The sequence below is a fragment of the Photobacterium sp. 1_MG-2023 genome, from assembly GCF_030547945.1.
Lineage (GTDB): Bacteria > Pseudomonadota > Gammaproteobacteria > Enterobacterales > Vibrionaceae > Photobacterium.
The window spans coordinates 19,445-32,118 of record NZ_JAUORR010000021.1; the positions used below are offsets into that span (position 1 = coordinate 19,445).

14 protein-coding genes are annotated in these 12,674 nt (G+C 54.1%); 4 read left to right on the forward strand and 10 right to left on the reverse strand.

Going from position 1 to position 12,674, the window contains the following annotated elements; genetic code table 11:
- The first annotated feature begins 320 nt into the window (after positions 1–320).
- Both hupA and Q4579_RS16625 read left to right on the forward strand, forming a co-directional pair.
- Positions 321–593, forward strand: a complete 273-nt coding sequence (gene hupA / locus Q4579_RS16620) for a nucleoid-associated protein HU-alpha (protein WP_211646849.1) — start codon at positions 321–323, stop codon at positions 591–593.
- 45 nt (positions 594–638) lie between these two features.
- A complete protein-coding gene (locus Q4579_RS16625; RefSeq protein ID WP_303565728.1) occupies positions 639–1,310 on the forward strand; it encodes a DUF1481 domain-containing protein in 672 nt (223 codons plus the stop codon).
- Positions 1,311–1,381: 71 nt separating this feature from the next.
- Here Q4579_RS16625 and purD read toward each other — a convergent pair whose 3' ends face one another.
- On the reverse strand, positions 1,382–2,668 hold the full coding sequence (purD, locus tag Q4579_RS16630; RefSeq protein WP_303565729.1) for a phosphoribosylamine--glycine ligase: 1,287 nt from the start codon (positions 2,666–2,668) through the stop codon (positions 1,382–1,384).
- Between the two features lie 96 nt (positions 2,669–2,764).
- Positions 2,765–4,357, reverse strand: a complete 1,593-nt coding sequence (purH, locus tag Q4579_RS16635) for a bifunctional phosphoribosylaminoimidazolecarboxamide formyltransferase/IMP cyclohydrolase (RefSeq protein WP_303565731.1) — start codon at positions 4,355–4,357, stop codon at positions 2,765–2,767.
- A gap of 221 nt (positions 4,358–4,578) precedes the next feature.
- Between purH and zntR the strand changes: the two genes are divergently transcribed.
- The gene (zntR, locus tag Q4579_RS16640) at positions 4,579–4,995 is read left to right on the forward strand and encodes a Zn(2+)-responsive transcriptional regulator (protein WP_303565733.1); all 417 of its coding nucleotides are present in this window, start codon (positions 4,579–4,581) and stop codon (positions 4,993–4,995) included.
- A gap of 87 nt (positions 4,996–5,082) precedes the next feature.
- Positions 5,083–5,364, forward strand: coding sequence for a pyrimidine/purine nucleoside phosphorylase (locus Q4579_RS16645; RefSeq protein ID WP_211646854.1), 282 nt, complete (start codon positions 5,083–5,085; stop codon positions 5,362–5,364).
- A 515-nt stretch (positions 5,365–5,879) separates the two neighbouring features.
- Here Q4579_RS16645 and fis read toward each other — a convergent pair.
- The 8 genes from fis to aroQ all read right to left on the reverse strand — a co-directional run bounded on the left by fis (position 5,880) and on the right by aroQ (position 12,581).
- Positions 5,880–6,176: a DNA-binding transcriptional regulator Fis gene (fis, locus tag Q4579_RS16650; RefSeq protein ID WP_027254108.1), complete on the reverse strand. Its 297-nt coding sequence runs from the start codon at positions 6,174–6,176 to the stop codon at positions 5,880–5,882.
- Between the two features lie 22 nt (positions 6,177–6,198).
- Complete coding sequence (dusB, locus tag Q4579_RS16655) at positions 6,199–7,164, reverse strand: tRNA dihydrouridine synthase DusB (protein ID WP_303565735.1); 966 nt, start codon at positions 7,162–7,164, stop codon at positions 6,199–6,201.
- Positions 7,165–7,318: 154 nt separating this feature from the next.
- A complete protein-coding gene (gene prmA, locus Q4579_RS16660) occupies positions 7,319–8,203 on the reverse strand; it encodes a 50S ribosomal protein L11 methyltransferase (protein WP_303565736.1) in 885 nt (294 codons plus the stop codon).
- A gap of 143 nt (positions 8,204–8,346) precedes the next feature.
- Positions 8,347–9,822 (reverse strand): sodium/pantothenate symporter, encoded by a 1,476-nt coding sequence (panF, locus tag Q4579_RS16665; RefSeq protein ID WP_303565737.1) that lies wholly within the window; start codon positions 9,820–9,822, stop codon positions 8,347–8,349.
- Complete coding sequence (locus Q4579_RS16670; RefSeq protein WP_303565738.1) at positions 9,815–10,096, reverse strand: YhdT family protein; 282 nt, start codon at positions 10,094–10,096, stop codon at positions 9,815–9,817. Before Q4579_RS16670 ends, panF begins: the two co-directional genes overlap by 8 nt.
- Positions 10,097–10,289: 193 nt before the next feature.
- On the reverse strand, positions 10,290–11,633 hold the full coding sequence (gene accC / locus Q4579_RS16675) for an acetyl-CoA carboxylase biotin carboxylase subunit (protein WP_303565739.1): 1,344 nt from the start codon (positions 11,631–11,633) through the stop codon (positions 10,290–10,292).
- 11 nt (positions 11,634–11,644) lie between these two features.
- Positions 11,645–12,106 (reverse strand): acetyl-CoA carboxylase biotin carboxyl carrier protein, encoded by a 462-nt coding sequence (gene accB, locus Q4579_RS16680; RefSeq protein WP_211646862.1) that lies wholly within the window; start codon positions 12,104–12,106, stop codon positions 11,645–11,647.
- A gap of 22 nt (positions 12,107–12,128) precedes the next feature.
- Positions 12,129–12,581, reverse strand: a complete 453-nt coding sequence (gene aroQ, locus Q4579_RS16685; protein WP_303565741.1) for a type II 3-dehydroquinate dehydratase — start codon at positions 12,579–12,581, stop codon at positions 12,129–12,131.
- Positions 12,582–12,674: the final 93 nt, after the last annotated feature.

Consider the following 12,674-nt stretch of genomic DNA (forward strand, 5'->3'; position numbering starts at 1 on the left):
TCGTTGCCCTGGTTCTCTCATCGTGTGCATTCACGCGCCCTGACATCATCGTTTGTCAGCGGATTGTTGTACTTTTCGTGAGTCAAACCACCCGCAACCGTCCTGATTTCCTGAGGTGACTTGGGAGTATAGATTGGTGCTTTCTGGCGCAAAAGCAACCAGCGCTTTCTTCAGGATAGTAACAATTTGTGAACTTGCGCTCAGTTTATGGTTAAAGAGACCGCAGGCGACCACAGGAAAGTGGACAAACCTTTGCCACATGGGCTTCTTTTGAATTAGAGTGGAATGCGTCTGAAGAAAAACCTTAGAAGGGAACCCGAATGAACAAGACCCAACTGATTGACCTGATTGCTGAACAAGCGGACCTGACGAAAGCGCAAGCAAAAGATGCGCTGGAATCAACTCTGGGCGGCATCACCGAAGCACTGAAATCCGGTGACCAGGTTCAACTTATTGGCTTTGGTACATTTAAAGTAAATCACCGTGCAGCACGTACTGGCCGTAACCCACAGACGGGTAAAGAAATCCAGATCGCTGCAGCAAACGTACCAGCTTTCGTAGCGGGTAAAGCGCTGAAAGACTCTGTAAAATAATTTGAACTCCGTCGATGAGCATTCCTCGACGGAGTTTTTTCTTCTATGAAACGAACCTGCCTGATTTTACTGACACTTCTACTTTCTGCCTGTGGGGCCACCCCGCTTTCTCAACATGCCCGTTCTTCTTCTGAGCTTCTGACCGGTGGTCAAGTTGCCGGGGATGCTGCATCTCTGTATTGGGCCAGCTTTCGCCAGTCAAAACCTGAATCTTTATCGGAACGCGTTTGGGTGGGGGAGTATGGCGAGTACCAGACGGATTATCGCTGGCGGGAAGGCCGACTGCGCGAATTGAAGCGGACCGGAACGGCTCTGAAGGATAATACGGTACAGCCATTTGAACTTCATGTGCGCTACGATCAGCACGGCGAAGCTGTTTTCCAGCGTTACAAAGTGGGCGATGCGGTCTATCCGCTATCGGATATACAGCTGAACCAACTGAGTCAGCAAGCTGAACAGGTCATGGATGTGGTGAAATCTCAATCCCGGGATGGGCTGGAACTGGTTCAGGGGATCTGGGATGGTCAGCGATTGATTCGTTGCGATAGTCAGAAAGCGCTGGCTGTTGAATCCCTGCAAACGGCCCTATCGGGGTATGTTGCACTGGTTGGGAAGCCTCAAGGCCCCGGGAAACTGACTGCAGAGACGGTATTGCTGAATCGAACCGCGACTCAGTCCTGCATTGAGCGACCCGTATTGCTGGGAGAAGCGTCCTAAAACGCCCCAGAGAAATATATAACAAAGGCGCCCGAGGGCGCCTTCATTGATTAGACAGAGTTGCTGTCTGTTTATGCCTGTTCGCGGGCAATGGCACGATAGCCAATGTCGTTGCGGCAGAAAGCCCCGTCCCAGTGGATTTGTTTGGCCAGGGCATAAGCGCGCTGCTGGGCTTCAGAGACGGTGACGCCCATCGCTGTGGCACACAGCACACGACCGCCGTTCGTCACGACCTGACCGTCTTTGCTCGCCGTACCGGCATGGAAGACTTTCTCGGCTTCGCCGTCCTGCTGAGGCAGGCCTGAAATCACATCTCCCTTGTTGTACGCCGCCGGGTAGCCACCTGCCGCCAGAACAATGCCAATCGCAGCACGTGGATCCCACTCAGAGGTCACGGTGTCGAGTTTGCCATCCACGGCTGCAAGACACAGTTCGACCAGATCGGATTGCAGACGCAGCATGATCGGCTGAGTTTCCGGATCGCCGAACCGGCAATTGTATTCAATGACTTTCGGCGTGCCGTCGGCCATGATCATCAGACCGGCGTACAGGAAGCCTGTATACGGATTGCCTTCCGCAGCCATGCCTTCAACCGTGGGTTTGATCACTTCATTCATGACGCGCTGGTGGATGTCAGCGGTCACAACCGGTGCCGGAGAATAAGCGCCCATACCGCCGGTATTCGGTCCGGTGTCGCCGTTGCCGACACGCTTGTGGTCCTGACTGGTGGCCATCGGCAGGATGTGCTCACCGTCAACCATGACGATGAAGCTGGCTTCCTCGCCATCCAGAAATTCTTCAATCACCACACGGTGACCCGCTTCACCGAATGCATTGCCTGCCAGCATGTCCCGGACAGCCGCTTCAGCTTCGGCCAGTGTCATGGCGACAATCACGCCTTTACCCGCGGCCAGGCCGTCGGCTTTCACGACGATTGGTGCGCCTTTCTCTTGCAGGTAGGCCAGTGCCGGTTCGATTTCAGTGAAGTTCTGATATTCCGCGGTCGGGATCTGATGACGGGCCAGAAAGTCCTTGGTAAAGGCTTTGGAGCCTTCCAGCTGCGCTGCCGCCTGAGTCGGACCGAAAATCGGCAAGCCTGCCTCACGGAAGGCATCGACGACACCGATCACCAGCGGCGCTTCCGGGCCGACGATGGTCAGTGCGATGTCATTTTCTTTGGCAAATGCAACCAGTGCCGGTATATCTTCCACACCAATCGCGACGTTTTCTAGTTTTGGTTCCAGTGCGGTGCCTGCATTGCCCGGTGCAACGAAAACGGTCTCGACCTGTGCAGACTGCGCCGCTTTCCAACCCAGCGCGTGCTCGCGGCCGCCGTTACCAATCACAAGAATTTTCATGCTCAGTCCTTTACCTCGTGAGATGGAGGAAAGCCCCTGAACGGATCAGAGGCTGAAATACGCAGGAAGGCGCCGCATTGACGCCTTCGGGAAATGTTAGTGACGGAAATGACGCATGCCTGTGAAGACCATCGCCATGCCGTGTTCATCGGCAGCAGCAATGACTTCCTCATCGCGCATCGAACCGCCTGGCTGAATCACACAGGTGATCCCGGCAGCTGCGGCTGCATCAATGCCATCACGGAACGGGAAGAATGCATCAGATGCCATCACACTGCCAGCGACTTCCAGATTTTCATCCGCGGCTTTGATGCCTGCGATTTTCGCAGAATAAACGCGGCTCATCTGGCCCGCGCCCACACCAATGGTCATGTTGCCTTTGGCGTAGACAATCGCATTGGATTTGACGTACTTGGCGACTTTCCAGCAGAACAGCGAATCACGCAGCTCTTCTTCCGTCGGCTGGCGCTTGGAAACGACTTTCAGATCGCTCAGATCCACCATGCCCTGATCGCGGTCCTGAACCAGCAGACCGCCGTTGACGCGTTTGACATCAAACCCTGTGGTTTTGCTGTCCCACTGACCGCATGCCAGCAAGCGCACGTTTTGCTTGGCAGCAACGACTGCTGCTGCTTCAGCGCTGACGCTTGGTGCAATAATCACTTCAACGAACTGGCGCTCAATCATCGCTTTGGCGGTTTCAGCATCTAGTTCGCCATTGAAGGCGATGATGCCGCCAAACGCAGACGTTGGGTCGGTTTGATAGGCACGGTCATACGCTTCCAGCAGATTTGCACCCAGCGCGACCCCACAAGGGTTGGCGTGTTTCACGATCACACAGGCTGGCTGGTCGAATTCTTTGACACACTCCAATGCGGCATCGGTATCGGCAATGTTGTTGTAAGACAATGCTTTGCCTTGCAATTGGCGAGCGGTTGCCACAGAGGCTTCTTCCGGTTGCGCTTCAACATAGAACGCAGCATCCTGATGGCTGTTCTCGCCATAACGCATGTCTTGCTTCTTGATGAACTGCTGATTGAAGGTGCGCGGGAATTTCGACGTGTCGTCGCCTTCTTTGTTGTCGCCGTAAGAAGGAACCATGGTGCCGAAATAGTTGGCAATCATGCCGTCGTAAGCGGCAGTGTGCTCGAAAGCTGCAATGGCCAGATCGAAGCGGGTTGCATGGGTCAGAGAGCCGTCATTACCAGCCATCTCAGCCAGCACACGGTCGTAGTCGTGTGCATTGACCACAATGGTCACGTCTTTGTGGTTTTTTGCCGCGCTGCGGACCATGGTCGGGCCGCCGATATCAATGTTTTCGACGGCATCTTCCAGCGTACAGCCTGGCTTGGCGACGGTGGCCGCGAACGGATAGAGGTTCACAACAACCATATCAATCGGTGCAATGCCGTGCGTTTCCATGATCGCATCGTCCTGACCGCGGCGGCCAAGGACGCCCCCATGGACTTTCGGGTGCAGGGTTTTCACACGGCCATCCATCATTTCCGGAAAGCCGGTATAATCGGATACTTCAGTGACCTGAATGCCGCTGTCAGCCAGCAGACGGGCCGTGCCGCCGGTGGACAGGATATCAACGCCACGGTTGGCAAGAGCTTGTGCGAATTCAACAATTCCCGTTTTGTCTGATACGCTGATCAGAGCACGGCGAATAGGACGAGCGTTTTCCATTGCTACCATCTCTTTGATTGCGGTGAATTATTTGCCAAAAGCTGACCGGACAGATGGCGGTTGCCTTTGGCAAATAGCCTCACACGGTAATGTGGGATGGGAGGATGTGATGGCGCGTATTTTACATGATTCTCCGTGTTGCGCAAACGTTTGCCTTTGGTGTTTTCTGTCGTATCCAGGGCTACGATTCAGCATGGAGGGTCTGCACATCATGGGGCAATATGGCTAGGTACTTGATTGGACAGCTGGCAAAGCTGTGCGAGGTCAGCAGTGATACGCTGCGGTTTTATGAAAAAAACGGTTTGCTGGTGCCCGGTGAGCGTAGTGACAGTGGTTACCGGCTATACAGCGAAGAAGACCTGTCGCGGGTTCACTTTATTCTCAGGGCCAAAGCGATTGGCCTGAGTCTGGACGAAATCCGGGAGCTGCTGGCGATCCGGGTCGAAGCGGATCAGCACTCCTGTGCCGAGGTGAAAGCGATCACACAGGCCAAACTGGAAGACATCGACAGTAAACTGGCGGAGCTGAAGCGTATCCGTAATGCACTGAAAAAACTCAATGATGCCTGTTGCGGTGAAGACAATGACAATGCAAGTCATTGCTCAATTCTGGAAGCCCTCGCAGATGAACCGCATTGATCACAGTGTCCGGCTGAGAAAGATGTATGCGCTGTCAGGGAACTGTGATAGCGTGAGGAATCCAGCTTTTTCAGGATAAGGACTATCATGCTGAACAATAACGAATATTTTGATGGAAATGTGAAATCCATCGGTTTTGAATCCCAGGGCGATCGCAGCAGTGTCGGCGTGATGCAGCCGGGTGTTTATACGTTTTCAACGGCCGCCCCGGAGCGGATGACCGTGGTCAAAGGCGCGATTTCGGTCAAACTGCCGGGCCATGTGGATTGGGAAACCTACAACGCCGGTGACGATTTTGAAGTCCCGGGCGACGCTTCATTTGAGGTACAGATCCAAGTCACCACAGCCTACCTGTGTGACTACCTGTAAGTCAGGGGCTTCCCGCAATGACTGACACGGGATGTGCCCAGCGCGCATCCCATGTACCCCTCCGATTTCCAGAAGTCACTGTTCGTGACGGATGCATTGTCATCCGAATGAAGCTGAAATTTTCCGGGTGGCGATCCTTGAATGTACTCAAGGCCATCAGCAAGTGGATCACATCGAGCTGTCACGCTTCAGGTATTTGAATGGCGACGGTCCAGTCTTGATAGTGATCTTTATCACTTCTTGTTTTTTGTTTGAATCGTGAAATAAAGACGCTGTCTCGAGGTTTCGTCACGCTCAATTCGATTGGTAGAAAAATTACATTGGAGAGTTGAATTCAGTGTGCGAATGAGTGAGGTCAATTCGAACGGATTCGGGCTGGGAAACTGCTGGCAGCAGAATAACGCTGAAATGGCTGAGCGCTGAGGAAGGGCTGCTTGATCCGTTGATAAAAATCAGAAAGGGGCTCCTGTGTGAACAGGAACCCCTTTCTCTGAACAAAAACAGAAAAGTTCTGCTTAGTTCATACCATACTTTTTCAGTTTCTTACGCAGTGTACCGCGGTTGATGCCCATCATGGTTGCTGCGCGGGTCTGGTTGCCGCGAGTGTATTGCATGATGGTGTCCAGCAAAGGCTGCTCGACTTCTGCCAGTACAAGCTCGTACAGATCATCGACGTCCTGACCGTTCAGCTGGGCGAGATAGTTCTTTAGCGAGGCTTTGACGGAGTCACGCAGAGGCTTCTGTGTGATTTGGTCCTGAGAAGTGACAGTAGTCACTGTAAGTGCTTCGGAAGTCAGATTTTGTTCGAACATATTCTGTAAGCTCTTCTGGTATTTATGCAACGTTGTCGAAGTAGCCTTGCAGCGCATCGAGCTGCTGTTGGGCATCCTCGAGTGCGTTGAAGGTCCGGCGGAAATCACCTGCAGAAGCCTGTTCTTTGAGGTACCAAGACACGTGTTTGCGTGCAATGCGTAACCCCTGGTACTCCCCGTAAAAGGCGTGGAGTGCCTGAACGTGCTCCATCAAAATGCTGCGCACTTCCTCCAGGGAAGGAGCAGGCAAGTGTTCACCGGTTGTTAAATAGTGGTGGATTTCGCGAAAAATCCACGGCCGTCCCTGCGCTGGGCGGCCAATCATCAAGGCATCAGCCCCGGTATATTCCAGGACGAAGCGTGCTTTTTCCGGCGAGTCGATATCACCGTTCGCAATCACAGGAATCGACACCGCCTGCTTTGCTGCCTTGATGTATTCGTATTCCGCTTCCCCTTTGTACATGCAGGCTTTGGTTCTGCCATGCAGCGCCAGTGCCTGAATGCCGCAATGTTCAGCGAGCTGTGCGATTTCGACACAGTTTCGGTTCTCTGTATCCCAGCCGGTCCGTGTTTTGAGCGTCACAGGGACGTCCACGGCGTTGACCACGGCTTTGAGGATATCCTCAATCAGGTCCGGGTACTGCAGCAGGGCAGAGCCAGCCAGGCGCTTGTTCACCTTCTTCGCCGGGCAACCCATGTTGATGTCGATGATCTGAGCACCGTGCGCCACACTAAAGCGGGCTGCATCGGCCATTTGCTGGGGATCAGCCCCGGCAATCTGAACCGAACGGAGACCGGATTCACCTTCATGAACCATACGGTTGAGCGACTTGGCCGTGTTCCAAACGTCTGGATTGGCAGACATCATTTCGCTGACAGCCATCCCTGCACCATGGCGCAGGCACAACTCCCGAAACGGACGATCGGTCACCCCTGCCATTGGGGCAACAATTAACGGGTTGTCTAATTGATAAGGACCGATCTTCAACGTCTGTTCCTGACTATGCCAGTAAGGGCGCGCATTTTACGCATTTTTTGTGGTGCTGAAAAGGCCAATATTTGAGCATCCCTGAATTGCCGGGGAAAAGACCATGGAATTCAGTTAATTGCTCAGAAATTGGTCAATGGACAAATTTGTCCGATCAGGCTTTTTGGCCTGAAATCCGGCACCATTCCTCGCGGGCTGCGATGGGATCTAAACGCAGTTCATCACGGTAATGACTGGCCACATCTTCAGCCTGAGATTCCAGAACACCGGAAATGGCAAGCAGACCTTCGTCTTTCACCAGACTTTTGATCACTGGCGATAGCTCCCGCAGCGGACCTGCCAAAATGTTGGCAACCACCACGTCAGCCTGCAGGTTTTCAGGTTGATCCTGAGGCAGGTAGAGTTCCAGATGATCGGCCACGCCATTGCGTTCAGCGTTATCGCGCGAAGCCAGAATGGCTTGTGGGTCGATATCGATCCCGATCACTTTGGCTGCGCCCAGTTTCAGGGCTGCGATCGCCAGGATGCCGGAGCCACAGCCGAAATCAATCACGGTTTTGCCAGTCAGATCCTGACCGTCCAGCCACTCCAGACACAGCGAAGTGGTCGGGTGGGTGCCCGTTCCGAAGGCCAGACCCGGATCCAGCAGTACGTTGACTGCACCCGGCTCTGGGGCTTCACGCCAGCTCGGACAAATCCACAGGCGGCGACCGAACTTCATCGGGTGGAAGTTATCCATCCACTCGCGTTCCCAGTCTTTGTCTTCCAGTTGCTCAACCTTGTAAGCGAAATCGTCTGCCAGCAGCGGACTGGATTTCAGCAGGCTGAGGACCATGTCCATGTCGCTTTCTGCATCGTACAGGCCCACCACATCGGTATCGCCCCACAGGCGGGTTTCGCCCGGCAGTGGTTCAAAAACAGGGGTGTCCTGTGCATCGAGAAAGGTGACCGACAGCGCGCCGGTTTCATCCATCAGCAAGTCGCCAATGGCTTCTGCATTGGCGGCAGTGGCATTCAGTTTCAGTTGAATCCAAGGCATGATTAAATTCGCTTTCAAAGGGACTTTGACATAAGGCCGCGGAGTTTAGCACGAAAAGTAGTCAGCTCGCATCTGCTTCCTGTCGCGTACAGCAGGAGATCCTGACGTCAGCATCAAAAATAGCACCCGAAGGTGCTATTGGATCAGTGTGTCGTGATTTCTGTCTGGTTTTGCTCTGCTGGGGCCTGTTTGGGCCACAGATAGCTGCCGGCAATGAAACTGATCAGCCCGACCAGCAGAGTCGGCACGATGGCATGAACACCCGCCAGGTCCGGTTTGAGCAACAGCAGCGTCATGTAGCATCCCAGCCCGCTTAGCATCGATGCAAATGCCCCGCCAGCAGAGGCTTTTTGCCAGTAGAGACCCAGCACCAGCGGCCACAGGAAAACTGCCTGCATCCCACCAAAGGCCAGCAGGTTCAGCCAGATGATCATGTCGGGCGGGTTGGTTGCGGCGATGAACACCAGAACTGAAAAGATTCCGGTCACCCACAACGACAGTTTGGGTAAGCGGCTTTCGATTTCTGGGGCTTCGGCTGCCTTGGGACTGAGGTAATTCAGGTAGAGATCTTTCAGCAAAGTGGCAGAGGCCTGAATCAGCTGGGAATCAATGGTCGACATGATGGCCGCCATCGGACCGGCAAGGAAAATCCCGGCCACCACTGGCGGCAGAACGGTCATCATCAGGGTCGGCATGATCTGATCCGGGGTGGCAATATCCGGAACAATCGCCCGGCCCAGTGCGCCGGCCAGATGCATACCCAGCATCAGAAAGGCCACCATGACAGTGCTGATCACCATACCCCGATGCAGGGATCGGCTGTCTTTGTACGACATACAACGCACCGCGGCATGGGGCAGACCTATCACGCCGAAACACACCAGGATCCAGAAACTGAGCATAAAGGGTTGCGATAAAAAGTTGTCCGGCCCGTAAGGTGTTACCAGTGCCGGATCGATCTGATGCAGCGTGGTCACCAGCCCGCCGATGCTACCGCCAGCGTGAATAATACCGGCCAGTAATGCCAGGGTGCCGATGATCATCATGATGCCCTGCAGGGTGTCGGTCATGACCACAGCCCGGAACCCGCCAATGGTGGTGTAAAGGCCCACTGTGACAGCAAAGATCATCAGTCCTTGCGCATAAGACAGTCCGGTGACGGTTTGCAGCAAGCGGGCTCCGCCGACAAACTGCACCACCATGGTGCCAAAAAATGCCAGCAGCAAAGCCAGCGAGGCGAAGATCACCACACCCCGGTGCTGATAGCGGGCATACAGCATGTCATTCAGTGTCAGGGCGTTGTGCTTGCGGGCTTCGATCGCAAACTTTTTCCCCAGCACCCCGAGCGTCAGCCAGGCGGCAGGCAACTGAATCATTGCCAGTAACACCCAGCCCAGGCCCATTTGATAGGCAGCCCCCGGACCACCAATGAAAGAACTGGCGCTGGCATAGGTGGCCGCCAGTGTCATGGCCAGCACGAAGCCGCCCATACTGCGGCTGCCCAGCAGGTACTCGCTTAAAAAACCACTGTCTTGCTGTGTCCGGCGACGAGTGAACAGTGCCAGCGCAAAAACGGCAGCGAGATACAGGACGAGGGGGAGCAGCAGTTGACTATGCATGGTCATCCTCCGTATCCGCAGACAGCGGCATGTCCTGATAAATGAATTTCACCATGAGTGCGCACAGCAATGTAAAGAGAGCCGGTCCGACAATGCAGGCGAGCACAAACCACAGCGGCAGGCCCCAGTACAGCTCTGGCAGGATGTCCTGAGCAGGTTCAGGGGCAACGTAATAGGCAGTGCAGTACCACCACAGAAAATAGGCGACAGCCAGTCCCAGTGCCCATCTGGCTTCTTTGTGCGCCTGACGGTATCGGGTGGAAAGGGTTTTCATACTGAAATTCCGCTCAGTCGGTGTATCACACAGAACGACGTCGAAATGGTGCCGAAATCGTTCTAAAACGAAGAAAAAGAAGGGTATTGTGACAAATGATATTCGTTTGCACCAGATGCAGATGAAAGGACCGGAAGAAATAAAAAGGCTGCCGAGCGGCAGCCTTGATTCAGTGCTGAAAGCGGGATTGCAATTATTGCAGGCCCAGTTTCTTCTCCAGATAGTGGATGTTTGCGCCACCGTGCTGGAAGTTCTCGTCTGCCATGATGTCTTTCTGCAGCGGAACGTTGGTCTTGATGCCGTCGATGATCATCTCGTTCAGGGCATTGCGCATCCGCGAAATGGCCACGTCACGGTTTTCACCAAAAGCGATCAGCTTACCGATCATTGAATCGTAGTGCGGCGGAACCGTGTAGCCCGTGTAGATATGGGATTCCCAACGGATACCCATGCCACCTGGCGCGTGAAAACGTTCGATCTTGCCCGGAGATGGCAGGAAGCGCACTGGATCTTCAGCGTTGATACGACACTCGATGGCATGGCCACGCAGGTGAATGTCGCTCTGGCTGAAAGACAGTGGCTGACCGGCTGCAATCCGCAGCTGCTCTTTGATCAGGTCAACGCCGGTCACCATTTCAGTCACAGGGTGTTCTACCTGAATCCGGGTGTTCATCTCAATGAAGTAGAACTCACCGTTTTCGTACAGGAACTCGAATGTACCTGCACCGCGGTAGCCGATTTCAACACATGCACGGGTACAACGCTCACCGATGTACTTCCGCATTTCTTCGGTGATGCCCGGTGCCGGTGCTTCTTCAACCACTTTCTGGTGACGACGCTGCATTGAACAGTCACGTTCACCCAGATGGATGGCGCCGCCCTGGCCGTCAGCCAGAACCTGAACTTCGATATGGCGTGGGTTTTCCAGGAATTTCTCCATGTACACCATGTCGTTGCTGAAAGCCGCTTTGGATTCCGCGCGGGTCATGGCGATGGACTGGATCAGATCCGCTTCTTTGCGAACCACACGCATACCACGGCCGCCGCCGCCACCGGATGCTTTGATGATCACCGGATAACCGATGCGTTTCGCGATTGCTTTGTTCTTCGCTTCATCGTTGCCCAGCGGGCCGTCGGAACCTGGAACACAAGGCACGCCTGCTTTCTTCATGGCGTTGATTGCAGAAACTTTGTCACCCATCAGGCGAATGGTTTCCGCTTTCGGACCCACGAAGATGAAGCCGGAGCGCTCAACCTGCTCAGCAAAGTCTGCATTCTCAGACAGGAAGCCGTAACCTGGGTGAATGGCAATTGCGCCAGTCACTTCAGCCGCACTGATGATGCGCGGAATGTTCAGGTAACTGTCGGTGCCTTTTGCCGGACCGATACAGATAGACTCGTCAGCCAGCAGAACGTGTTTCAGATCGCGATCCGCTGTGGAGTGCACAGCGACCGTTTTGATCCCCAGCTCTTTACAGGCACGCAGGATACGCAGAGCGATTTCGCCGCGGTTTGCTATGACTACTTTATCTAACATAAGCGCCTCTGTTACTCGATGATAACGAGAGGTTGATCGAACTCAATCGGATCACCATTTTCAGCCAGAACAGCAACAACAGTACCGGCTTTATCGGCTTCGATCTGGTTCATCATTTTCATGGCTTCAACGATGCACAGGGTATCGCCGACTTTCACGCTCTGACCAACTTCAACAAATGGTTTCGCTTCCGGGCTTGGCGAACGGTAGAAAGTACCGACCATAGGTGACAGCACTTTGTGACCCGCAGGCTCAGCGACTGCAGGCGCTGCTTCTGCAGCTGGTGCAGGCGCCGCCGCAGGAGCAGGCGCTGCAACAGGGGCAGGGGCCGCGGCGTAAACCTGTGCTGGCGCAGGGGCTGCAGCAGTGGTACGGCTGATGCGTACGGATTCTTCACCTTCAGAGATTTCCAGCTCAGAAATGCCAGACTCTTCTACCAGTTCGATAAGTTTCTTGATCTTGCGAATATCCATGTATCTATACTCTTCTATTTGTTCATTGAGCATTCTGAAGGCGGCGCACTGCTGCCTCCAGGGCGAATTCATAACCATCCGGACCCAAGCCGCAAATCACGCCTACGGCCTTGTCAGACAGGTAGGAGTGATGCCGGAATGGTTCACGGGCATGTACGTTAGACAAATGTATTTCAATAAACGGTATCGCCACGCCCAGCAGCGCGTCGCGAATGGCAACGCTGGTGTGGGTGTAGGCCGCCGGGTTGATGAGGATAAAATCCACCTTGCCATGTGCCTGGTGAATGGCCTCGATCAGTTCGTGTTCTGCATTTGACTGCAGATGGTCCAGTGTCACGCCCAGTTTTGCGGCTTTGGCGGTCAGGTTTGCGACAATCTGATCCAGCGTATGCTGGCCATAGTGGCCGGGCTCTCGCAGTCCCAGCAGATTCAGATTGGGTCCGTTCAGCAATAAAATGCGGTATTGTGTCGACATATTCAGTTATCTATACCCGTTCTTGGTCTTTTCTTACCGAATCAAGTATCAAAGCACTAAAAAACTGTGACTTTGCTTCCTTTCATGCAAGCC

Excerpts from the sequence above, each read along its gene's own strand:
- hupA (WP_211646849.1), top strand. The coding sequence starts at position 321 with ATGAACAAGACCCAACTGATTGACCTGATTGCTGAACAAGCGGACCTG.
- Q4579_RS16625 (WP_303565728.1), top strand. The coding sequence starts at position 639 with ATGAAACGAACCTGCCTGATTTTACTGACACTTCTACTTTCTGCCTGT.
- purD (WP_303565729.1), bottom strand. The coding sequence starts at position 2,668 with ATGAAAATTCTTGTGATTGGTAACGGCGGCCGCGAGCACGCGCTGGGT.
- purH (WP_303565731.1), bottom strand. The coding sequence starts at position 4,357 with ATGGAAAACGCTCGTCCTATTCGCCGTGCTCTGATCAGCGTATCAGAC.
- zntR (WP_303565733.1), top strand. The coding sequence starts at position 4,579 with ATGGCTAGGTACTTGATTGGACAGCTGGCAAAGCTGTGCGAGGTCAGC.
- Q4579_RS16645 (WP_211646854.1), top strand. The coding sequence starts at position 5,083 with ATGCTGAACAATAACGAATATTTTGATGGAAATGTGAAATCCATCGGT.
- fis (WP_027254108.1), bottom strand. The coding sequence starts at position 6,176 with ATGTTCGAACAAAATCTGACTTCCGAAGCACTTACAGTGACTACTGTC.
- prmA (WP_303565736.1), bottom strand. The coding sequence starts at position 8,203 with ATGCCTTGGATTCAACTGAAACTGAATGCCACTGCCGCCAATGCAGAA.
- panF (WP_303565737.1), bottom strand. The coding sequence starts at position 9,822 with ATGCATAGTCAACTGCTGCTCCCCCTCGTCCTGTATCTCGCTGCCGTT.
- Q4579_RS16670 (WP_303565738.1), bottom strand. The coding sequence starts at position 10,096 with ATGAAAACCCTTTCCACCCGATACCGTCAGGCGCACAAAGAAGCCAGA.
- accC (WP_303565739.1), bottom strand. The coding sequence starts at position 11,633 with ATGTTAGATAAAGTAGTCATAGCAAACCGCGGCGAAATCGCTCTGCGT.
- accB (WP_211646862.1), bottom strand. The coding sequence starts at position 12,106 with ATGGATATTCGCAAGATCAAGAAACTTATCGAACTGGTAGAAGAGTCT.
- aroQ (WP_303565741.1), bottom strand. The coding sequence starts at position 12,581 with ATGTCGACACAATACCGCATTTTATTGCTGAACGGACCCAATCTGAAT.